Below are 23,074 nucleotides of genomic sequence, written 5' to 3'. Positions count from 1 at the left end.
GCCGCCGGGCTCACGTGCCCCTCATGTCCCCAGCGTGAGGGGCACGAAACTTTTTGCGGGGTGCGATGTGGCCCGCCGCGGGAGCGGTCGGTGACGGGTGTGCCCCACCGCAAGGGCCGCGCGAGAGCGGCCCCGCCGCGAACAGTCGCGCGCCGGCCGCAAGCAGCTACGGCCGCCGCGAGACGGTGACCGCACGCGGAGAGTCGGCATCCAGCGCCTCGGTCGCGCGCGAGTACGTGCCGCAAGCGGTGTCGACGCCGCGGCCGTGCCACTCGCGGTCGAGTTCGATCTCCCACCACTGTTCTCGCAGGCCGTCAACCATGCCCTTGCCCCACTCGACGATCACGACCGAACGGTCGAAGTCGATGTCGAGATCGTCGAGCTCGCCCGGCGACCCGAGCCGATACGCGTCGACGTGCACGAGCGGCGCTCCGCCCACGAGAGACGGGTGCGTGCGGGCGATCACGAACGTCGGGCTCTGCACGGGTCCGCGCACGCCGAGGCCCGCGCCGATGCCGCGCGTGAGCGTGGTCTTCCCCGCTCCGAGGGGACCGGTGAGGACGATCATGTCGCCGGGGCGCAGCATCCGCCCCAGTTCTTCGCCGAAGGCGTGCATATCGTCGGGCGAAGCGATTTCGCGCGTGCCGAGGATGTCGTCGAGGGTCATGGGTGCTCCTTTCGCGCGAGAAGGATGCCGCCGCTCACGTCGTCACCTGTCGCCGCGGCACGCGCGCACCGATGCGGGTGACGATCTCGTAGTTGATGGTTCCGGCCGCGCGTGCCCAGTCGTCGGCAGCCGGCGCACCGAGGGTGGGGTCGCCGAACAGGGTCACCTCGTCGCCCACTGACACCGCGGCGTCGCCGACGTCGACGACGAACTGGTCCATGGCGATGCGGCCCGCGACGGTGAAAGTCTGGCCGCCGATCGACACCGTGCCACGGCCCGATGCCTGGCGCGGCACGCCGTCGGCGTACCCGAGCGGCACGAGCGCGAGCGTCGTCTCGCGGTCGGCACGGTAGTCGAATCCGTACGAGACTCCGGTGCCGGGGCCGACACGTCGCGTCGACGCGACCGCCCCACGAAGAGTCATCGCCGGGCGCAAGCCGAGCTCGGCCGACGAGCGATCATCGAACGGCGACAGCCCGTAGATCCCGATGCCCACGCGCACGCACCCCAGCCGCGCCTCGGGCAGGTCGATGGCCGCGGCCGTCGCGGCGATGTGCCGGACGTGCGGCCGAAGCCCCACGAGCGCCGCCGCGGTGACACCCTCGTGAAAGCGCGCGAGCTGGGCAAGGTCTTCGCTTTTCGACGTATTCGAGAAGTGGCTGAACAGCCCCACCACGCTCACTCGCCCCAGCCGTTCGAGCCGCGCCGCCTCTGCGAACACCATCGCCTGTTCGGCCGGAGCGATGCCGCTTCGCGACAGTCCGGTGTCGAGTTTCAGATGCACCTTCACAGGTCGATCAGCGGATGCCGCAGCCGCGGCGCTCAGCAGTTGATCGCCGTTCGAGATGCCCAACTCGATGCCGTGCGCCGCCGCTTCGTCGAAGGAAGTACCGGGCGCGTGCAGCCATGCGATGACGGGCGCATCGATGCCGCCGCGTCGCAGCGCGAGCGCCTCGCCGATGTCGGCGACGCCGAGCCGTGTGGCGCCGCCTGCGAGCGCTGCCGCCGCCGCACGCACGGCGCCGTGGCCGTAGCCGTCGGCTTTGACGACCGCGATGACCTCGGATTCCGTCAACCGGCGCAGGTGGCGCACGTTGGCCTCGATCGCGCTGAGGTCGATGATCGCTTCGCGCATGACCCCGTCGGGCAGGCGGGTCATGGGGTGGCCTCCTTTGGCGTGGCGAGGGGTGCGGCATCCGGGCCCGCGTCCTCCGCCCTATTGCCCGCTCCAGCCGCGCGCTCGGCGATCACGTAGGCCGATGCGAAGCCTCCGTCGTGGGTCATCGAGAGGTGGATGCTGCTGATCCCGCGTTCAACGATGACGTCGGCCGTGCTGCCGGTGAGCGTGAACCAGGGGCGACCGGATGCTTCGGGAGTGACTTCGATCTCGGTCCAGTGGACTCCGTCCGAACCGCCGAGGGCTTTGATGAGCGCCTCTTTGGCGGCGTATCGAGCGGCCAGCGAGTGCGGCTTGAGCGCGCGCTCTGCTGGCGTGAAGAGTCGCTCAAGCAGTCGCGGCGTGCGCTCGATGGTCTTCTCGAAGCGCGCGATGTCGACCATGTCGACGCCGATTCCCGCGATCACCACAGCCTCCACTCGCGCCGCGGTTGCGGCATCCGTCACTTTATCGCGCCCCGGGTGCGTCGCCCGCTTCGCGCCCGACCCGCGGCGCCACCGCACCCGCGGCGCCACCCGTCGCCACCCCGCCCTCGCCACTCGCCCCTCGCCCCTCGCCCCTCGCTACCCAGCCCACCCGCTCATATGTCACGACACGCCGGGCCACACGCCCAAAACCCGCAAAGTGCGCCATATGAACACCGGGCATTGGTGCCGGAAAGCCGCGCCAACCCTCGCTCCCCCGGTTCATCTGTCACGACACGCCGGGCCATACGCCCACAGACCGCAGAGTGCGCCAGATGAACATGGGCGGCGCGCAGAAAGTACGACCCTCGGCTCTGCGCGACTCCCGCGTTGCGCCACCGCGCCCAGGCATCGGAGCTCTGGCCACCAGGGTCGCCGCTAGCGCCTCCGGCGGCGATAACTGAGGAAGATTCACCCCATGAGGACCAGCGCTCATGGAATCGCCCTCGGGGGCGGAATTCTCCTCAGTTGCTGTCCCGCACGCGAAGCGCACCCCGCACGCGAAGCGCACCCCGCACGCGAAGCGCACCCCGCGCCCGCAGCGCTACCGCCCGCGGCGCGAGCAAGCGCTACCGCCCGCCGCGCGGGGCGAGCACGCGCAGCTGCAGCATGGCGGCGAAGCGCTGCTCGGGGTCGTCCAGGTCGATCCCGCCCACTTCGGCGATGCGGCGCAGCCGGTAACGGAACGTGTTGGGGTGCACGAACAGCCGCGCAGCGGCGGTGCTCACGTCGCCGAACGCATCGAGCCACGCGCGCAGCGTGTCGACCAGATCACCGCTGTGCTCGGCGTCGTACTCCATGAGCCTCGCCACCGGCCCGGTCGGGGTATCCCCGCGCGCCAGCGCGTGGTCGCGCAGTTCGAGGACGAGCGTCTCGGTCTGCACGTCCGACAGCGGCGCCGCCCGCACCGTCCCGCCCTCTCTCAGCACGCGAAGCACTTGGTCCACCGTCGCGCGAGCCCGCGGGAGTGCCGCAATGTCGGCGGCCACCGGCCCGATGCCGACCACAGCCGACAGCCGCCGCCCGACGCGTTCGAGAAAGTCGTCGCATATGCGCCGCGCGCGTTCTTCTGCATGATCGACGGATGCCGCGCCCGCGGCGCTCCGCTCGATATCGCGCCCTGCTGCGGCACTCGCTGTGCCCCTCACGGCCGAAGTCTCGCGCGCGGCGGTCGAGCCCCGCCCCGCGGCAGCACCGCCCGAGCCCCGCCCCGCGGCAGCCCCGCGCGCCGCGACACCGCGCCCGCCGGGCCGAACGCCGCCACCCGCACCGCCACGCCCCGCGGCCCCCGGCAACGGCACGAGCCCGTAGACGACATCGCCGACGAGTGCGGCGGTCGCGCCCGGCTGCGCCGCGGCAAGGTGCATCGAGAAGGCGTCGGCCAGCCGCGACCGGTCGGCGGCGCGGGCGACGTCAACCGTCGGCTCTGGGGCATCGAGCAGCGTGACCCCGAGCACGAGCAGGGGCTGATCGCCGAGACCAAGTCGAGCCAGCGCCGGCTGTGCGCTGGCCCCACCCTCGAGCGCACTCGAGATCAGGTCGGTGTGAAGCCGCCGCTGCACGTCGGCGCCCGCGCGCACCTGCATCAGGTGCAACGCGACGAGAGTCGCCGAGTCGCGCAGGCTCGCGCGTCGCTCGGCGTTCAGATCGCCCGCGACAGCGACCCAGATCGAGCCGAGATACTCATCCCCGGCACGCACAGCGACCGCGAAGCGCGGCACAGTGAAGCCTCCGTCTTCGAGCGCGACCGGCTCGACGCGAATCGGCTCGTCACTGCGCAGCAGCTCGCGAAAGACGCCTCGTTCAGTGAGCACGCTCGCGTACCTCTCGGGCACCTGTCGCCCGAGGATCGTCTCGATGCGCGACGGGTCGGCCTCGTCTTGACGCCCCGAAAATGCCAGCACGCGCGACTCGCGGTCTTCGATCGTGACGGGCGCGTCGACGAGCGCGGCGACCGCGTTGGCCACCGCGAAGAGATCACCCGACGGGATGCCACCCAGTGTCTCGGTCTCCATCGAACCCAGGTCACCGGTGAGCAGCGATCGCAAGAGTGCGGCGAGGTGAGACCAGGATGCCCCGCGCCGAAGCGACAACAGGGAGACACCACCGCGCGCGCTCGCCTGTCGCATGGCGTCGTCGGCGGGGATCGGACCGCGCAGGATTAGCCCGATCGCGTCGCGTTCGGCGAGCTCTTCGAGCAGCACCTGGATCTCGCCCGGATCACCGAGGCCGACGCCGAGCACGAGTGCGCGCCGCGGCAGCGTCACTTCGTCGAGCGGGTCGTGGATGACGAGCCCGCCGATTTCGCGCGGGTCGCCGCTTTCGCCCACGACGAGGTCGAGCAGCGTGTCGCCGAGGTCGTCGAGCACGCGGCCGAGGGTGGCACGGGGTCGAAGTTGCACGGCGGGACGCACCTGTTCGGTTCGCGGGGCCGGGTCGACCCCAGGGGATTCGGCGCCCAGCCTACTTGCCGCCTGCCCCGCAGCGCCCGTCACAGTTCCGCCGACGGCACGCACCGCGACATCGGGCCGAGCACCCGCGACGGCCGGTTCCGCGCACACACCCGCGCACACACCCGCGCACACACCCGCGTGGACCTATCACCCAGCGCCCGTCAGACAGCGATCCATTCGGTATGCGTCGTCCGCTCGCGCAGCGCGTCCTCGCGCGGGGTGACGCCCAGGCCCGGCCCGGTGGGCACGGCGAGGTGCCCCTCTTCGAGGACGAACGGCTCGGTGATGTCGTCGCTGTAATAGCGCCCCGACCCTGACGTGTCACCGGGCAGCGTGAATCCGGGCAGCGCCGCGAGGGCGACGTTCGCCGCGCGACCGAGCCCGGTCTCGAGCATCCCGCCGCACCACACCGGCACACCGTTGGCGGCACACACGTCGTGGATCCGACGCGCTTCGAGGTAGCCCCCGACGCGCCCGGGCTTGATGTTCACGACCGACGTCGCCCCGAGGCGAATCGCTGCCGCCGCAGACTGCGCCGACGTGATCGACTCGTCGAGGCAGATCGGCGTCTGCACCTGACGCGCGAGATCGGCGTGCCCGACGATGTCGTCTTCTTCGAGCGGCTGCTCGATCAGTAGCAGGTCGAATGCGTCGAGGGCCGCCAGGCGTCGCGCATCGCGCAGTGTGTAGGCGGTGTTGGCGTCGACCTGCAGCAGCACGTCGTCGCCGAAGCGCTCGCGCACGGCGCGCACCGGCTCGATGTCCCACCCGGGCTGAATCTTGAGCTTGATCCGCACGTACCCCTCGTCGAGGTACCCGTCGACGGCGTCGAGCAACTCGTCGATCGAGTCCATGATGCCCACCGATACGCCCGACGGGACGCGTGTCGACACGGCCCCGAGCTCACGAGCGAGCGACCGGCCCTCGGCGCGCAGTTCGGCGTCGAGCACACCCATTTCGAGCGCAGCCTTGGCCATCTGGTGACCCTTGAATTGGTGAAGGCGCGCGGCGACCTGCGTGGCATCCAATCCCTCACCGGCGATGGCGGGGATCAAGAACCGGCGCAGCGCGTCGGCGGCACCGTCCACATACTCGGGCGAGTAGCGCGGGTCTGACAGCGCGACGCATTCGCCCCACCCTTCGCCCGCGTCGGTCACGACGCGCAGCAGCAGGATGTCGCGCGAGGTCTGCGTCGAGAATGACGTGCGAAACGGCGAGACGAGGGGCATGGCGATGCGTCGCAGTTCGACGCCGGTGAGTTTCACGATTCACTCCTGAGGGGTGTGGGGTCGGATGCCGCGCCCGCGCGCCGCACAAGATAAGCGCCGCCGCGGTCGAAGCCGATGACACGACCGCCGCCGGCGAGCAGGGGGGCGAGAACGTCGCGCACCGCGCGCCGCCACTGGCGCGCCAGCTCGATGTCGGAGCCGCGCACGGCGGCGATGTCGGCGGGAACGGGAACGATGACGATGTCGGCGTCGGTGGCCACCGGCTCGGGCCGGCCATCGACCAGCCGTACGGCACGCTCGGCGCCGGCGCCGCGCACGCTGAGCTCGTCGACGTGGGGCGCGTGCCCGGCGCAAGCCACAACGACGTCGGGGTCGCGCAGCGGCCAGCGCGCCACCAGTCGGTCGGTGTCGTCGTGACCGTTGATGGCGTCGGCCATCGTGCCGTAGAAGTTCGGCAGGTACTCGACGGGCATCGCTCCGAGCTTCACGATGTTGAAGTAGGCGTTGCGCGAGACCAGCGGATCGAAGGTCCACACGATGTGATCGATGCCACGCTCAAGCGCCCACGCCCGCTGGTGCAGCTTCAACGCCGAGCCGACGTTGCGCCACGGACCGGGACGCACGCCGGCGATATGGCTGTGGAGGGTGCGCACCGCGGGCTCTTCGTGGAACGCGACGGCTCCCCCGATGAGCTCGCCGTCCGAGTACGCACCCGCAACGTAGCTGCCTGCTTTGCTCATCGCGCGCAGCAGCTCGGGCGTCATCGGCGCCCCCTGCTCGCGCCCCCAGATCGTGTGGAAGAGCTGCGAGAGGGCGGTCAGGTCGGCGAGGTCGGTGAGGATGCGCACCTGCACACCCGCGCGCTCGGCGGCGCGCTGAGCGGTCGCGGCGGCTTCGTCGACGACCGCGTCGCGGACGCGCTGGGGCGCATGGTCGGGCGCGGCGGCAGCGTGGTCGGGCGCTTCGGGCGCTGCGGTCGCGGCGCTGGAGCCCGCGGCCGTGCGGCCACCCGCGCCCACGCGGTCCTCTGCGGCGAGATCGGTCATGAGCCACCTGCCAAGAGGTCTTCAATGAGGTCGGCCAGGAATGCGGTGCGCGGCGCGAGAGTGTCGACGATCACGTGCTCGTCGACGGCGTGCGCTCCCCCGCCGACGGCGCCGAGTCCGTCGAGGGTGGGCGTGCCGACTCCGGCGGTGAAGTTCCCATCGGATGCCCCGCCCACCGCGACACCGACGAGGGCCTTCTCTGATCGGCGCTGTGCGATGGCGGTGGCGCGTTCGAACAGCGCGGCCGAGGCTGAGTACTCCAGCGGAGGACGGTTGATCCCGCCCTGCAGCTCGAGCGACGCGCCTTCGAGAACGGGTGCAAGCTCCCGCAGAGCCGCGTCGACGCGCTCCTGCTCGGCAACCGTCGTGGCGCGCACGTCGATGTCGAACCACGCCTCGGCGGGCACGGTGTTGGTCGCCGTGCCGCTCTGCATGAACGTCGGCGTGACGGTCGTCGAACCGGCGGGGTCATCGAGCGCCCGCACGGCGAGCACCTGGTGCGCGGCCTCGACCGACGCGTTGACGCCCTTGTGCGGCTCGAGGCCTGCGTGCGCCGCGCGGCCGTGCACGACGAGCCGGTACATCGAGGCACCCTTGCGGGCGATCTTCACGGCACCGCCGTCGGCAGACGCTTCGAGCACGAGCACGGCGTCAGCGGCGGAGGCCTCTGCTTCGATCAGTGCGCGCGAGGAGTGCGAGCCGATCTCCTCGTCGCCAGTAACCAGAATGGTCACGCCCTCGCGGGATGCGAGAGAGGCGACGGCGTGGAGCGCCATCACGAGCCCGGCCTTCATGTCGAAGCATCCAGGACCGCGCATGACGCCGTCTTCGACGGAGAACGGATGCTGCGCGAGCGAGCCGATGGGCCACACCGTGTCGTGGTGGCACAGCACCACGACACGGTGCGGGTCTGTGGGGTGTGAATCACCGCGGCGTGAGTCGGCGCCCTTGTCGAACCGCCAACGCAGGTGCGTGCACCCGTCGATGACGATCGTCTCGGGGGCGGCCGACAGCAGGTCTTCGCCGACGGTGGCCACGACCTCGGCGCTGCGCGCCACGGCGGCCAGGTCGCGCGAGGGCGATTCGCATTCGACGAGCGTGCGGATGTCGTCCACGAGCGCTTCGGTCGAGCCGACGCGGCCCTGTGAGCGCGCCCGCGTCGTGGAGTCGGTCACTACAGGCGCGGTCACGATAGCTCCGATACGGATGCCGGCTCAGTCAGCGGCGTGGCGCGTGCGCCGAAGTGCAGGTAACGCTGACCGGTCTCGAGGGCGAAGAACGTCACCGGAATCCAGCTGACCGTCCCCGGCGCCTGCAGCGCGAAGATGTGGTCGTTCACGGCCGTGAGCGGGTAGACCTCGGCCTCGTCTTCGGCGAGGTCGGCCATGGCGCCCGTCGTCTCGGTGGTGAGCACGAGACGCCCCTCGGCGTCGTGCATGATCTTCATGCGCACCGACTCGCGCTCGTAGACGCCGAGATACGGCGTGGCGTCGACCTCGACGGGGGTCGCGGGCGGCGTGAACCGCGGGGGCAGCTGCACCTCGGCGACCTCGGCGAAGAACTCGCGCGAGAACTCCCCGAAGAAGTCGTTGGAGTGCCCGCCGTTGACCAGCAGCGTCAGGGCGAGGTTCTGCTCGGGCAGCACACGGAGGAAGCCGTTCTGGCCGAGGGTCGAACCGTCATGGCCGTAGACGCGGTGCCCGCTGTAGTCGAAGCGGATCCAGCCGAGACCCCACGAGTCGCCGAGCGTGATGGAGTCGGGCAGGTCGGCCTGGTGTGCCGCCATCTGGGCGACGGAGTCTTCGCTGAGCAGGCGCGTGCCGTCTGCGGTGACGCCCCCGCGCAGGTGCAGGGCTGCGAATTGCAGCAGGTCTTCGGCCGACTGCACGATGAGTCCGGCAGGGCCCACCGAGCGCGGCATGTCCCACTTGGGCGTCGGGACGATTGAGCCGTCGGGCGCGGGGATGTGCCCGGTCGCCGCACCGAAGCGCAGCGCATCTTCGGCGAGGGTCACGGTGCGAGTCAGTCCCAGGGGTCCCGCGAGGCGCGAAGCGATCGACGCTTCCCACACTTCACCGGTCGTGGCGCGGATGATCTCGCCGAGCATGACGAAGCCGGCGTTGCAGTACGACCACGTCGCCCCGAGCGGGTGGTTCTGCGCGGCATCCGACAACAAAGCCACGAGCTTCTCGACCGCGTCGTCACCGCGGCCGGTGTCGGTGAAGATGTCGCCGTCGATGCCACTGGTGTGGGTGACCAGGTGACGCACGGTCACGTTCGCCTGCACATCGGGGTCGGCGAGCTTCAGCGACGGCAGGATCTCGATCACCGGGGTGTCGAGGGTGAACTTTCCCTCTTCGATCAGCTGCATGATGATCGTCGTCGTCCACACCTTCGAGATCGATCCGATCTGGAAGATGCTCTCGTTCGTCACCGGAGCCGAGGTCGCCTTGTTGAGCGTGCCGAACGAGCCGAGTGCGACCTCGTCGCCGTCGACTCCGGTGCCGAGGCGAATGACACCCATCTGCGCGCCGACGATCCCGTGGCGCTGCGCGAGGGCATCCAGTCGCGACTGCCAGTGGGCGACGTCGATCGGCTCGGGGCGAGCCTGGGCGTCACCGGCGAAGCGGTGCAGCCACTGCAGCACGCGACGGTTGTAGTCCAGGCGGTGCGACAGGCGCCCGGTCAGCGGGAACACGTGCGATCCACCGGGGTACAAGACCATCTCGGTCGGGACGCCGAGGGTCTTCAGCGCCGAGTACCACTGCTGCGCCTGCCCCACGGGGCACCGCCGGTCGGCGTCGCCGTGCAGCACGAGCGTGGGCGTCTTCACCGCCTGCACGTTCGTGATCGGAGACTGCTCGGCGTAGGCGGCGGGGATCTCCCATGGGTACCCCTGCAGCTCGACGTCACCGAGCAGCGCGCCGACGTCCGCGGTGCCGACGAGGCTGCGCAGGTCGCTCACGACACCGCCGGTCACCGCCGCGGCGAAGCGGTCGTCGTTCGCGGTCAGGTAGCACGTCATGTACCCGCCGTAGCTGTAGCCGGCGACGGCGAGCCGTGCAGGGTCGGCGAGCCCTTCGGCAACGAGCTGGTCGACCGGCTCGAGGAAGTCCTTCGCATCCGAGATGCCCCACGCGCCGTCCACGGCGGTGTAGAACTCTTCGCCGTAGCCGTCGCTCCCGCGCGGGTTGAGGATCACCACGGCCCAGCCGCGAGCGACGAGTTCCTGGTGGTAGACGTGCATCTCGTCGGCAACGTCGTTCCAGGCGTTGTGCGGCCCGCCGTGCACGTCGACGAGCAGCGGGCGCGCACCCTGCTGCTCGGGGTCGGCGATGACCCATCCGTGCACCTCGAAGCCATCACTGATCGCGAAGGTGCGCTCGGTCTTCGGGTACACCTCGATGCCCTCGAGCGCGTCACCGTGCGAGGTGCGCACAGTTTCGGCGCCGGTCGCCAGGTCGACGCTCACGATCTCACCGAACGATTCGCGCGTGATCAGCACGACCGCGGCGCGCGATCCGGCGACCGCAAGGCCCGTCACCACGCGTCCGTCGCCGCCGAGCACGCGTTCGCACTCTCCCCCACCAAGAGCCACCGAGTACAGATGGGTGAGGCCACGGTCGCGCGCGGCGAACAGCACGCGCTGGCCGTCGGCGATGAGCACCGGCGAGGCGCCCGGGTAGGCCGGCCCGCCGGTCATGATGTTCCGATCAAGCGTCGCCGCGAGGTCGATCACCGCGCCGTCTTCGAGGTCGACGCGCACCAGCCGCACATGGCCGCGCGGGGCGCCCGGGTACCCGGCGATCACCAGGCTCGCCGAGTCCGGGGTCCAGAGCACGGTGCTGGCGTATCCGCCCTCGAACGCCACGACCGTGGCATCCGCCTTCTCATTGAGGGCGTCGATCGTCCACACCGACCGCACCATCGACCCGCCCGCCGGGGCTGCGGTGAACGCGATCCGCGCACCGTCGGGCGACCATGCCGGAGCATCGACGATGCCCTCGCCGCGGGTGAGGCAGCGCACGGCTCCGGTGGCGACCTCGACCACGTGCAACTGCGGGTGGCGCGTGCCGAACACTCCGGCTCCGTCGGCCTGGTACTCCGCACGGCGGATCACGATCGGCGCGTGAGAGGCGGCGTCGGGCGCGGCATCCACCATCGCGGTGAAGGCGATCCGCGCGCCGTCGGGTGAGAACACCGGAGCGCCCGCGCCCAGGGGCAGAGAGGTCACTGCGCGTGGTTCGCCGCCCGCGGCATCCATCACGAAGATCTGGGGCACGTCATCGACGGCGCGAACGAACGCGATCAGCGATCCGTCGGGCGAGAATGCGGGGGCCGAATCGTTCGGACCGCTGGTCAGCGGACGCGGGTCGTGACCGTCGGCGGCGAGCCACAGGCGCGTGGTCTGCCCATCGGTGTCGACGTCGGGCGTGCGCACGACGTAAGCGATCGTCTGCCCGTCCGGCGACATCGCCGGCGAGAACGGCACCGTGATGCGGGTGATGTCGTCGATGGTCAGATGACGGGTCATGCGGGGCTCCCGGGGGTCTCGTGGATCGCAGAAGGGGATGAGGATGCCGCGCCCCCGCCGGGAATCGCGGCGAGAAGCGTGCGGGTGTAGTCGTGGTCGGGGCGCTCGAGCACCGCCGCGGTCGCGCCGTGTTCGACGATGCGCCCGCGGTACATCACCGCGACCTCGCTCGCGACGTAGCGGACGACGGCGAGGTTGTGCGAGATGAACAGCATCGAAAAGCCCAGCTCGCGCTGCAGGTCGCGCACGACATTGAGGACGGCGCCCTGAATCGACACGTCGAGGGCCGACGTGATCTCATCGGCGATGATCACCTGCGGGCGGCCGGCGAGCGCGCGGGCGAGGGCCACGCGCTGACGCTGGCCGCCCGACATCTCGCTCGGGTACGACTGCGCGAAGCGTCCGTCGAGCTGCACGAGTTCGAGCAGGCGCTCGGCTTCACGGCGCGCGGCCACACCACGCACGCCGCGCGGCATCGCCTCGATCAGGGTGTCAGAGATGCTCATCCGCGGGTCGAGCGACGAATACGGGTCTTGGAACACCATCTGCACGGCACGCTCGCGCCGCGCGCGTTCGATGGATGCCCCGCCCAGCAGAATGCGCCCTTCGCTGACCGGGGCCAGCCCAACGGCGGCACGCGCCATGGTCGACTTGCCCGACCCGGACTCGCCCACGAGCCCGACGACTTTGCCTTCGGGAACGGTCAGCGACACGTCGTTGACCGCGAGGATCGGATGCCGGCGCGTGCCGTACCGCACGGTCACCGCGTCGAATTTCAGCTCGCTCATGAGGTGACCTCCGTGGCGGGCGCGGGTGCGGGTGCGGCGGCCGCGTCTGCGGCGGTCGCGTTGGCCGCGGGCTCGGCACCGGCGCGCACCGTCGGCAGCGGCAGCGGCTCGCCCGCGTGCCAGCACGCCACGCGGCGGCCGTCCGCCTCGGTGACCAGTGCCGGGTCTTCTTCGCGGCAGCGTGCGCTGGCGAGCGGGCACCGGTCGGCGAATGCGCAGCCGGTCGGCACGTTGGCGGGGTCGATCGAACGCCCCGGAATCACCGCGAGCGGCGCATCGATGTCGGTGGTCATGTCGGGCACGGCGGCAACGAGAGCGCGCGTGTACGGGTGCTTCGCCTCGGTCACGAGACGGTCGGCGGGAATGTCTTCGACGATCTTGCCGGCGTACATCACCAGCACGCGGTCGCACACCTCGCGCACCACGGCGACGTCGTGACTGATCAGCACCAGGGCGACGTCGTTCTCGTGACGCACGCGCGCCAGAAGCTCGAGCACCTGCTTCTGCACCGTCACGTCGAGTGCGGTCGTCGGCTCGTCGGCGATGATCAGCGACGGAGTCCCCATGATGCCCATGCCGATCATGGCGCGCTGACGCATGCCGCCCGAGAATTCGTGTGGGTACTGCCGCGCGCGGCGCTCGGGGTCGGTGAGCTTGACGGCGCCGAGGCGGTACACGGCGCGCTCCATGGCTTGCTTGCGGGTCATCCCTCCGCTGCGCCGCGATACCTCGGCAAGCTGCTTACCCATGCGCATGGTGGGGTTGAACGAGGTCATCGGGTCTTGGAACACCATCGCCAGTTCCTTGCCGAGGTGCCGCTGCGTCGCCGCCGCGTGGCTATTGCGTACGTCCTTACCAGCCACCTCGAGCCGCTCGGCGTCGATCGTGACGGGCTCTTCGATCAGCTGGGCGATCGCGAGAGCCGTAAGCGACTTGCCCGAACCCGACTCACCGACGATGCCGACGGCCTGACCGCGGCCGACCGCGAACGACACTCCCCGCACGGGGCGGATGGGCCCGTTCGCACTCGGGACGGTGACGCGCAGGTCCTGCACATCCAGCACCACATCGTTTTCGGGAGTGGATGCCGCAACCTCGCGCGGCGCGCGGGCGAAAGCCTTCTTCGCCGAGCGGAACGGCACGCCGCCCGCCCCCGGCACGCCGAGGTCCTTCGCGATCGCTTCACCCAGCAGGTTGAACGCGAGGCCGGCGAAGACCACCGCGACGCCGGGCGCGAGCGCGGAGGCGGGGTTGGAGTAGATCTGCGCGAGGCCCTCCTGCATGAGGCGACCCCAGTCGTACGCGGGCGCCTGCACGCCGAGCCCGAGGAACGACAGTCCGGCGAAGGCGAGCAACGTGCCACCGAGGCCGATCGTCGCGTTCACAACGAGGGGTTCGCCGATGTTCGGCAGCACGTGACGGAAGAACAGCGCCGGGCGGTGAGCGCCGACGATGCGCGCGGCCGAGACGAAGTCACGACCCTCGACGCTGGCGACCAGCGTCTGGCACAACCGGGCGAACGAGGGGGCACCGGCGAGACCGATGGCGAACATCGCCGAGATCGGGCCGGGGCCGAAGATCGCCGCGAAAAACAGGGCGAGCAGCAGACCGGGGAAGGCGACGGCGATGTTGACGCCCCACGTGATGACGCTGCCGATGCGGCGCCCGAGCAGCAGTGGCGCGGCGCCGAGGATCAGGCCCAGCACCACCGAGACGCTCGTCGCGCCAAGGGCGAGACCGACGGTGAGTTGGGTCGCCACGAGAACGCGGGCGAGGATGTCGCGCCCCAGCGCATCGGTGCCGAACCAGTGCTCGGGCGACGGACCGGCGAGGATGTTCGACGTATCGAACTCCTCGGCTTGAGCCCCCCAGATCATCGGAGCGAAGAGCGCAAGGAGACCCAGCAGCACCGTGCACGCGACCGCGGCGATCCCCATCGGCGAGCGCAGCAACCGGAATCGGCGACGTCGCGTGCGGGCGGGCGCGGCATCCATCGGCTTGTCGAAAGGCTCGCCCGTGAGGGTGTCGAGCGCGACGGGAAGATCACTCATCAGTTCTCTCCGATCGTGGAGCGCGGATCGAGAATCGCGAGCAGAACGTCGACCAGGGTGTTGGCCAGCAGCACGCCGACGCCGTAAACGAGCACCGTCGCTTGCGCCATCGGGTAGTCCTTCGTCGTGATCGACGACACGATCGTCGAGCCGAGCCCCGGCCACGCGAACACGTTCTCGACGAGGACGGTGCCGGCGACGAGGCCACCGAGCAGCAGACCGCCGATCGTGAGCGATGCGGTCACCGCGTTCGGCAGGGCGTGGCGCAGGTTGATCACCCACGCCGGAAGGCGCTTGGCGCGCGCGGTGCGAATGTAGTCGGCGTCGAGGACGCCCATCATCTCGACGCGCATGATTCGCGAGAGCACCGCCGCCGGCCCGAGCGCGAGCGCGAGCACGGGCAAAATGAACGACTCGGGCCCGCTGCGCCCGGCGACCGGGAGCCAGCCCAGGCCCACCGAGAAGATCGCGACGAGGATGACACCGAGCAGAAAGTCGGGGATCGAACTGATGATCACGCTCGTGCTGGTGAAGGTCAGTTCAGTCTTGCGGCCGCGGCCGCGGCGAGTGAGGATCGCCATCGATACACCGAGCGGCACGGCGATCGCCAGCGCCAGCACGAACGCGATCACGGCCAGTTGCAGCGTCGCCGGGAGTCGCTGCGCAATGGTCTGCGACACGGGAAGCCCCGACATCATCGACACACCGAAGTCGCCCGTGAGCAGGCCCTGCAGGTAGTGCCAGTACTGCACGATCAGCGGGTCGTTCAGGCCCAGGGTCTCGCGGCGCGACTCCACGAGGTCCGCCGGGGCGGTCGGGCCGAGCGCCGCACGCACCGGGTCACCCGGGATCAGGTGGATCATCAAGAAGGATGCCGTCACCAGCACCCACAGTGACACCAGCAGCCGACCGGCTCGGCGAAGACCGAAGCGCACCCAGCGTTCTGAGAACAGCTGTCGCCGCTCGGGGCTCGTGGTCTGGGCAGAGTCGACTGCTGGTGTCACCGTTGTCATGCGTCTACCTTCAGCCCAGCATCCGGACCGACAGCGGCTCGAGGTCGCCACCGACTTCGAACTCCGCGCCGTTACCGAACGTGCGACCCAAGCTGTTCATGTAGGGGAAGACATCCGCCGACGCCACCAGCGCAGACTCTGCCGCCAGCCAAGCGTCGCAGCCGTCGGCGCCGGGCACGGTGGCAGCCTCGGCGATTGCCGCCTCATACTCTTCGTTCGCGATGTGCCCGAAGTTGGTGACCGACTCGCCGCTGACGAAGGTGATGATCTGGTCAGGGCTCGACACGTTCAGCGTGATCCAGACGACATCCCAGTCACCGGTGTTGAAGATGGTGTCCTGGATGACGGTCTCATCCTGCGTCTGCAGGTCGACCTTCACACCCAGCGCCTCCCACTGGCTTGTCGCCAGCTCCGCACCGGCGGTGCCGCCCTGGCCCATGCTGGTCTCATAGCGGAACTTGATCTCGAGCGGAGTGCCGTCCTTCTCGCGCACACCGTCGGACCCCATGACCCAGCCGGCTTCGTCGAGAAGCGCCGCGGCTGCCTCGGTGTCGTATGCAGGCATAGCCGCGGTCACCGAGTCACCCACACATGCAGCCGGAGCCAGCGCGGCAAACGAGGTCGGCGGAGCCCCCTGGCCCATCCCGACGACGTCCATCATCTCGCTGTAGTCGATCGCCTGTGTCAACGCGAGGCGCACGGCGGGGTCTGCCGTCACGTGGCCCTCACCCTGGTTGTGCCACTGCTGGCCACCCAGGGACTCGGTCTCGGTGTAGAACAGACCGGCATCGATCAATCGCTGCGCGTCTGCGCCGCCGGTGCCACCGGCGTTGACCTCACCACTGAGCAGCAGGTTCGCTGCCGTGGTCTCGTTCTCGACGACGCGAACGACAACGGATGCCGGGACTCCCGTTTCGGCCGTCGTTGCCCCATCCGGACCCCACGTGTAGTCCTCGCGAACCTCGTAGGTGTAGTGGTCGTTCGGGACAGCCTCGGTGAGAACGTAGGGGCCTGTGCCGTTGGTAGCAGATGCCAACGTGGAGCGGTCGTCCATGCCGGCGTCGCACACCATCGGCAGGCTCGCGAACGCGTTGATCGCGAACGATGCGGGCGCAGCGAGAGTGACCGTCACGACATTTCCTTCGGCGGTGGCGGTCGCACCGACGGGGAGGAAGGCACCGAGCAACGGGCTCTCGTTGGCAGGGTCACCGACGTACTCGATGTTGCGCACCACGGTGTCAGCAGTGAAGTCACTGCCGTCGGCACAGGTGATGCCATCGGCCAATGTGAAGGTCAGCTCCGTCGTGTCGACCGTCCACTCGGTGGCCAGCTGCGACACGATGCTGCCGTCTGCCGGGTCAGCAGCAACCAGCGAGTCGTACGCGAACTGCGTCATCTGGTTGGTGACACTTCCGGCGTTCATCTGCGGATCCAGCAAGCCGCCGTCTGCGCTGACCGCCATCGTGAAGGTCGCGCCGTCGACGTACGTCGCCTCGCCGCCCTCGCTCGAGCCGGTGTCGCCTGAACCCGAGCAGCCGGCAAGGGCGAGCGCCCCTACCGCGAGGGTGCCGACGATGATCAATGGTCGTTTCATGGTGCTCTTCCTTACGTGAAGCACACGCCGGTGCTGTGGGTGTGCGGTCGGGTACTGCTCTTGTGGGGGTGTGGGTCAGCGGGGGTTCATCCCGCGACGCGGGGCATCGCGCGGCCCGTGTGCAAGTAGCGGGCGTTGCCGTCATCGTCGGCGCCGATGAAGACGAAGGGCATGAACATTCCGCTCGTGGGCTCGACCGCGATGATGCGGTCCGGGCCGAACGGTACGTACTCCGATCGCTGCGCGGTCTCGCCGAGTTCGATCGCCAACCCCTTGGGCACGATGTCGATCCAGATGCGCTGCTCAGCATCCTGAGTCACTGTGAGGTCCATCACCGAAGCGCCATACGTCCCGACGAAACGGCTGGCGTCGATGGGCTCGGCGTCGGTCGGGGGCGTGGGGAGGTGCTTGTATTCGACCCCGGCGAGCTCGCCGAGGATGTGCGCGAAGATCTCGCGCGACAGCGGGTAGACGTTGCCTCCGTTGGTGAGGAGGGCCACCGCGATGCCGTGCTCGGGCAGTACGCGCAGGAACGACGCCTGCCCGATCGTGTTGCCGTCGTGGCCGATCATGGTGCCGATGTTGGTATCCATCAGCTCCCACCCGAGGCCCCACGCGTCGCCGAGCATCTCGAGGCGCGGCAGGTCGACCTCGCGCACCTGCATCGCCTCGACCGACGCTTCGCTCAGCACGCGGGTGCCGTCTTCGGCGACGCCGCCCCGCAGGTGCATCGCCGCGAACGCGATCAGGTCGCGCGCGGTCATCGCGAGCATCGACCCGGCCGGTGAGTTCGACCGTTGCATCGCCCAGATCGGCGCGGGGACCACCGGGCCCCCCTCGCCAGCGTCGAGGTGACCGAGTGCCGCACGGAAGCGGATCGCCTGCGCGGCATCCGTGGCCGCGTGCGTCAGACCGAGGGGCGTGATCACGTACTGGTGCAGCGCCTGGTCGTAGGGCATGCCGCGCAGCACCTCGACCAGGCGGCCCAGCACGCAGAAGGCGAGGTTGTTGTAGGAGAACTGCTCCCCCGGGGTGAACAGCTGCGGCACGTCGCCGATGCCGCGGATGAAGATCTCGAGTGCATCGTCGCCGACACCGGTGTCGCGGAAGACGTCACCCTCGAAGCCTGCGGTGTGGGTGAGGAGCTGGCGGACCGTGACGGCGGCCGCGGCATCCGCGTCTTCGAGGGAGAACTCGGGCAGGTAGGTCAGGACGGGCTCGTCGAGGGCGACGATGCCCTCGTCGACGAGCTGCATGACGAGGGTGGCCGTCCACACCTTGGTGATCGAGCCGATCTGGAAGACGCCGTCGACCGTGTTCTCGACCCCCGTGCCGCGGTTGAGCACTCCGGCGCCGTGCTCGACCAGTTCGCCATCAACGTAGACGGCGACGGATGCCGCGGGGATGTCGAGCTCGTCCAGTCGCCGTTCGAGGGTCTCGTGAAGCCATTGCGCAACGTGCTGTGCTCGGGTCATGGCGACAGCCTATGCACGAGCCCGCCGGTCTCGATTGTCCGATACGACGAGGAACCCGGCGGTGACTAGTCGGATCGAACAAGCGCGTCCCTGGCCTGCGTGGGGCTGCTACCTCGCCCTCCCCCAACCCGGGCCGTAACTCCTGAGATCCCGGCCGCCGCGCGGCGCCTGGCGCCCGAGAACTCGCGATTCCGGCCAAGTTTCCGGAGTTACGGACAGATGTCGGGCATGCCGACAAGCGCGGTGACCGGGTCGGCCGGAGCACGGCAGACGGGCGACTCACGAACCGCAACTCCTGAGATCCCGGCCGCGGCGCGCCTCCCGGCGCGCGAAAGCCCGCGCTCTCAGCCAAAACTCCGGAGTTGCGGACTGCTGGCGGGCATGCCGACAAGCGCGGTGGCCGGGTCGGCCGGAGCACGGCAGGCGGGACAGAAGGCGACCGGTCGGGCGGCGGCACGGCAGGTCGCCCGGCCGCGCCGCCGCCTACTCGACCGTGACGGACTTCGCGAGGTTGCGCGGCTGGTCTACGTCGAGGCCCTTGGCCGTCGCCAACCCCATCGCAAAGATGTGCAGCGGCACTACAGCGAGCAGCGGCTCGTACAGCGGGCCCGCCAGCGGGATGCGCAGCACCTCGTCGGCGTACGGCAGCACGGCGGCGTCGCCCTCTTCAGCGACGACGATCACACGCGCGCCGCGCGCACGGATCTCCTGGATGCTCGAGACCACCTTCTTGTGCATCTCAGCCGACTCGCGCGGCGACGGCACGATGACGAAGACCGGCTGACCGGGCTCAATGAGAGCGATCGGCCCGTGCTTCAGCTCGCCCGCGGCAAAGCCCTCGGCGTGGATGTACGAGATCTCCTTGAGCTTCAGCGCACCTTCGAGCGCAATCGGGTAGCCCACGTGGCGCCCCAAGAACAGCACCGAGCGCGTGTCAGCCATCCAGGCCGCGAACTGCTCGATGTGCGCCTGCTCGTCCTCGAGGATGCGGGCAATCTTCGCCGGAACAGCCTCGAGCTCGCGCACCGCATCTGCCACGGCGAGCGCCGACTGAGAACCGCGCACCTGCGCGACGTGCAGCGCGAGCAGGTACAGCGCGGTGATCTGCGCAACGAAAGCCTTCGTCGATGCGACAGCAACCTCGGGTCCCGCGTGGGTGTAGACGATGGCATCCGACTCACGCGGAATCGTCGCCCCCTGCGTGTTGCAGATCGAGACCGTCTTCGCGCCGGCTTCGCGGGCGAACTTGACCGCCATGAGCGTGTCCATGGTCTCGCCCGACTGGCTGATCGACACGATGAGCGTCTCGGGCCCGATCACCGGGTCGCGGTAACGGAACTCGTGCGCGAGCTCGACATCGACGGGGATGCGCGTCCACTGTTCGAAGGCGTACTTGGCCGTCATCCCCGCGTAGGCGGCGGTACCGCACGCGATGATGATGACGCGGTTGATGCCGGCGAACAGGTCGTCGAGGCCTTCGAGCTCGGGCACCGCGACGACGCCGTCACGCACGCGACCGAGCAGAGTCTTAGCGACTGCTTCGGGCTCTTCCGAGACCTCCTTCGCCATGAAGGATGGCCACCCGCCCTTGTCGGCGGCCGCGGCATCCCACTTCACTTCGAAGGGCTCGACCTCGACATCGTTGCCGTCGAAATCGGTCACCTCGACGCCTTCGGGGGTGATCGCGACGATCTGGTCTTGGCCGATCGCGAGGGCGTTGCGAGTGTGCTCGACGAACGCGGCGACGTCGGAGGCGAGAAAGTTCTCACCCTCGCCGAGGCCGATCACGAGCGGCGAGTTGCGGCGCGCACCGACGACGAGACCGGGCTGGTCTTCGTGCATCGCGAGCAGGGTGAAGGCGCCTTCGAGGCGCGCGGCGACCGCGCGGAAAGCGGCGACCAGATCGCCGTCGTGACGGCGGAACTCGCGCCCGAGAAGCACGGCGGCCGCTTCGGTGTCCGTCTCGCTGCGGAAGGTGTACCCCTCAGAAACGAGCTCGGCCTTGATCTCGGCGAAGTTCTCGATGATGCCGTTGTGGATGACGGCGAGCTTGTCGTCGTCGGCCAGGTGCGGGTGCGCGTTCTGGTCGGTCGGCCCGCCGTGGGTCGCCCAGCGCGTGTGCCCGATCCCAGTCGTACCGTCAGCGAGGGGGTGAGCGGCGAGGTCATCGCGCAGCACGCTGAGCTTGCCGGCGCGCTTGCGCATGCCCAGCCCACCGGCGCCGTCGATGACCGCGACGCCGGCCGAGTCGTACCCGCGGTATTCGAGGCGGGCGAGCCCGGCGATGAGGATGGGCTGGCTCTCACGCGGCCCGACGTATCCGACGATTCCACACATGTGATCAATGGTAAGCGCGGGGGTATGCAAGGCGTCCGAACGAATGGGGTCGGATGCCACTGCCCGCAGCCTGCGTGAAGCCGCGCGCTACAGCTTGCGCAACAGCACCCGGTCGACCGAGTGACTGGCGCCCTTGTCGAGCACGAGCGTGGCGCGGTGCTTGGTGGGCGCGACGTTGTCGCGAAGGTTCGGCAGGTTGATGTCGTTCCAGAAGCCCATGGCGGTCTCCACTGCTTCCTCGTCGCTGAGCGAGGCGAACGTGTTGAAGAACGAGTTCGGGTTCGCGAAGGCTCCGGCTCGCAGGGCCAGGAAGCGGTCGACGAACCATCGCGCGACGTGGTTGGGGTCGGCATCCACATACACAGAGAAGTCGAACAGGTCGCTCACGGCGACATCGTTTGGCGACGGCGGCGGCTGCAACACGTTCAAGCCCTCGACGATCACGACGTCGGGCCGGCGCACCGTGACGCGCGCTTCGGGCACGATGTCGTAGCGCATGTGCGAGTAGAAGGGCGCGTGCACCTCGGCCTCGCCGCTCTTGACCTTCGTGAGGAACTCGACGAGCCCGCGCCGGTCATACGACTCGGGGAAGCCTTTGCGGTCCATGATCCCGCGCCGCTCGAGCTCGGCGTTGGAGTAGAGGAAGCCGTCGGTGGTAACCAGCTCGACTCGCGGCGTGCCCGGCCACCGCGACATCAATTCGCGCAGCAGGCGGGCGATGGTCGACTTGCCGACCGCGACCGATCCGGCGACGCCGACGACGAATGGGGTGGTTGAGTCGGGCTCGCCGAGAAACGCACTGGTGTCGGCGCCGAGTCGCTTCGTGGTCTCGGCGTACAGCGACAGCAGTCGCGACAGCGGCAGATACACCTCGGCGACTTCGGCCATGTCGAGGCGATCCCCGAGTCCGCGAATCTGCACGACTTCGGTCTCAGACAACGGTTGCGTGATGCCTTCCGCCAGCCGCGCCCACTCGTCGCGCCCGATCTCGCGGTACAGCGAGTGCGCGGCGGCGGTGTCGAGGGCTTCGGCAGACATCGTCGCCATCGTATCCGGTGAGTGGATGCCACGCCCCGCCGACTGTGGACGGCAGCACCCCACTACTGTGAGATCGTGCGCCTCGGAGTTCTCGACATCGGCTCGAACACGGTCCACCTTCTCATCGCCAACGTTCGCCCCGGCGGCCGGCCACTCGCCACGACGAGCAACCGCACGGTGTTGCGACTCATGCGCTACCTCGGCCCCGACGGGGAAATCATCGAAGAGGGCGTGCAGGCTCTCGTCGCGGCGGTGAAGCAGGCGCGCGAGGTCGCGGCATCCGAGGGAGTCGACGAACTTCTCGCAACGGCGACCAGCGCGGTGCGCGAAGCGACGAACGGCGCCGACGTCATCGCACGCATCGAGGCCGCACTGGGCCAACCTCTTCAGGTACTCGGAGGCGAGACCGAGGCCCGCTACACCTTTCTCGCGGTGCGGCGCTGGTTCGGGTTAAGTCGCACGCCGCGACGCTGCTCGCACCCGTCGCTGAACGCTTTGCCGCGCTCCCCCGTCCCGACCATGTCGTCGGGACGAGCAAGGCGATCCGATCGCTCGCGAAGCTCGCCGGGTACCCGATGGCCGGCTGGTCGGGCAGCGAGCGCATGATATTGCCGCGCTCGGCGCTCAAGGCCTGGATCCCGCGCCTCGCGCGCATCCCTACCGACGCCCGTCAAGAACTCCCCGGCATCACCGCCGATCGCACGTTCCAGATCGTGGCTGCCGCGGTCGTCGTGCACCAGGCGATGAAGGCCATGGACATCGAAGAGCTCGAAGCGTGCCCGTGGGCCCTGCGCGAGGGCGTGCTGCTGCGCTACATCGAGTCACTGTCGTGGAACGCGGCGCCCTCAGCCTGAGCCACGACCGAGCACAAGAAGGAGAGCGGATGCCACACCTCACCGGCACATGGAACATCAGCGTCGCCACGCCAATGGGCGCTCAAGCCTTCGTGCTGCGCCTCGCCGAAGAGGGCGCGACCATCATCGGCGAAGCGCGCCGGGGCGAGACGACCCTGCCCGTGAAGCAGGGCCGCACCGATGGCAACCGCGGCACGTTCGCGTTGAACCTGTCGAGCCCGTTCCCCGTCACGCTGAACTTCGCGGTCACGGCGCAGGGCGACACCCTGTCGGGTGAGGCGATGGCGGGGATGCTCGGCACGTTCATCGTGACGGGCACTCGACTCGCGGCCTGACTGGGGTCACGCCTCGAGG

The 23,074-nt window shown here is 69.5% G+C and carries 16 protein-coding genes and 1 pseudogene; 2 read left to right on the top strand and 15 right to left on the bottom strand.

The genetic code is table 11. The features are described 5' to 3' along the window. Window positions 1–166 precede the first annotated feature (166 nt). The 15 genes from tsaE to coaA form a co-directional block, all read right to left on the bottom strand. Window positions 167–667: a tRNA (adenosine(37)-N6)-threonylcarbamoyltransferase complex ATPase subunit type 1 TsaE gene (gene tsaE / locus ON062_RS01980; RefSeq protein WP_274645443.1), complete on the bottom strand. Its 501-nt coding sequence runs from the start codon at window positions 665–667 to the stop codon at window positions 167–169. A 34-nt stretch (window positions 668–701) separates the two neighbouring features. After that, a complete protein-coding gene (gene alr, locus ON062_RS01975) occupies window positions 702–1,826 on the bottom strand; it encodes an alanine racemase (RefSeq protein ID WP_274645442.1) in 1,125 nt (374 codons plus the stop codon). Continuing rightward, window positions 1,823–2,251, bottom strand: a complete 429-nt coding sequence (locus ON062_RS01970; RefSeq protein WP_274645466.1) for a holo-ACP synthase — start codon at window positions 2,249–2,251, stop codon at window positions 1,823–1,825. Before ON062_RS01970 ends, alr begins: the two co-directional genes overlap by 4 nt. Before the next feature lie 626 nt (window positions 2,252–2,877). Continuing rightward, window positions 2,878–4,710: a helix-turn-helix domain-containing protein gene (locus ON062_RS13920; RefSeq protein WP_274645441.1), complete on the bottom strand. Its 1,833-nt coding sequence runs from the start codon at window positions 4,708–4,710 to the stop codon at window positions 2,878–2,880. Between the two features lie 212 nt (window positions 4,711–4,922). Further along, on the bottom strand, window positions 4,923–6,026 hold the full coding sequence (gene menC, locus ON062_RS01960; RefSeq protein WP_274645440.1) for an o-succinylbenzoate synthase: 1,104 nt from the start codon (window positions 6,024–6,026) through the stop codon (window positions 4,923–4,925). Then, the gene (locus ON062_RS01955; protein WP_274645439.1) at window positions 6,023–7,036 is read right to left on the bottom strand and encodes a GNAT family N-acetyltransferase; all 1,014 of its coding nucleotides are present in this window, start codon (window positions 7,034–7,036) and stop codon (window positions 6,023–6,025) included. The genes menC and ON062_RS01955 overlap by 4 nt, the downstream gene beginning before the upstream one ends. After that, entirely contained in the window at window positions 7,033–8,226 is a 1,194-nt protein-coding gene (locus tag ON062_RS01950) for a M20 family metallopeptidase (RefSeq protein WP_274645438.1), read from the bottom strand. Before ON062_RS01950 ends, ON062_RS01955 begins: the two co-directional genes overlap by 4 nt. Continuing rightward, entirely contained in the window at window positions 8,223–11,570 is a 3,348-nt protein-coding gene (locus ON062_RS01945) for an LpqB family beta-propeller domain-containing protein (protein WP_274645437.1), read from the bottom strand. The genes ON062_RS01950 and ON062_RS01945 overlap by 4 nt, the downstream gene beginning before the upstream one ends. Further along, a complete protein-coding gene (locus tag ON062_RS01940) occupies window positions 11,567–12,358 on the bottom strand; it encodes an ABC transporter ATP-binding protein (protein ID WP_274645436.1) in 792 nt (263 codons plus the stop codon). Before ON062_RS01940 ends, ON062_RS01945 begins: the two co-directional genes overlap by 4 nt. Further along, a complete protein-coding gene (locus ON062_RS01935; RefSeq protein ID WP_274645435.1) occupies window positions 12,355–14,409 on the bottom strand; it encodes a dipeptide/oligopeptide/nickel ABC transporter permease/ATP-binding protein in 2,055 nt (684 codons plus the stop codon). The genes ON062_RS01940 and ON062_RS01935 overlap by 4 nt, the downstream gene beginning before the upstream one ends. After that, window positions 14,409–15,422: an ABC transporter permease gene (locus ON062_RS01930; RefSeq protein WP_274645434.1), complete on the bottom strand. Its 1,014-nt coding sequence runs from the start codon at window positions 15,420–15,422 to the stop codon at window positions 14,409–14,411. Before ON062_RS01930 ends, ON062_RS01935 begins: the two co-directional genes overlap by 1 nt. Window positions 15,423–15,432: 10 nt before the next feature. Next, window positions 15,433–17,016 carry an ABC transporter substrate-binding protein gene (locus ON062_RS01925; RefSeq protein ID WP_274645433.1) on the bottom strand — a complete coding sequence of 528 codons (1,584 nt, stop codon included), beginning with the start codon at window positions 17,014–17,016 and terminating at the stop codon, window positions 15,433–15,435. An 86-nt stretch (window positions 17,017–17,102) separates the two neighbouring features. Continuing rightward, the gene (locus tag ON062_RS01920; RefSeq protein WP_274645432.1) at window positions 17,103–18,491 is read right to left on the bottom strand and encodes a serine hydrolase; all 1,389 of its coding nucleotides are present in this window, start codon (window positions 18,489–18,491) and stop codon (window positions 17,103–17,105) included. A 483-nt stretch (window positions 18,492–18,974) separates the two neighbouring features. After that, window positions 18,975–20,828, bottom strand: a complete 1,854-nt coding sequence (gene glmS / locus ON062_RS01915; RefSeq protein ID WP_274645431.1) for a glutamine--fructose-6-phosphate transaminase (isomerizing) — start codon at window positions 20,826–20,828, stop codon at window positions 18,975–18,977. Window positions 20,829–20,915: 87 nt separating this feature from the next. Beyond that, window positions 20,916–21,866, bottom strand: a complete 951-nt coding sequence (gene coaA / locus ON062_RS01910) for a type I pantothenate kinase (protein ID WP_274645430.1) — start codon at window positions 21,864–21,866, stop codon at window positions 20,916–20,918. Between the two features lie 75 nt (window positions 21,867–21,941). Between coaA and ON062_RS01905 the strand changes: the two are divergent. Together ON062_RS01905 and ON062_RS01900 are read left to right on the top strand one after the other, a co-directional pair. Next, window positions 21,942–22,720: pseudogene (locus ON062_RS01905) on the top strand (Ppx/GppA phosphatase family protein). Window positions 22,721–22,749: 29 nt separating this feature from the next. Beyond that, window positions 22,750–23,055 carry a hypothetical protein gene (locus ON062_RS01900; protein WP_274645429.1) on the top strand — a complete coding sequence of 102 codons (306 nt, stop codon included), beginning with the start codon at window positions 22,750–22,752 and terminating at the stop codon, window positions 23,053–23,055. Window positions 23,056–23,074: the final 19 nt, after the last annotated feature.

Source organism: Microbacterium sp. C7(2022) (genome assembly GCF_028823665.1).
GTDB lineage: Bacteria > Actinomycetota > Actinomycetes > Actinomycetales > Microbacteriaceae > Microbacterium.
Note: the sequence above shows the minus strand (reverse complement) of the source record. Positions and strands in the feature narration are given on the sequence as shown.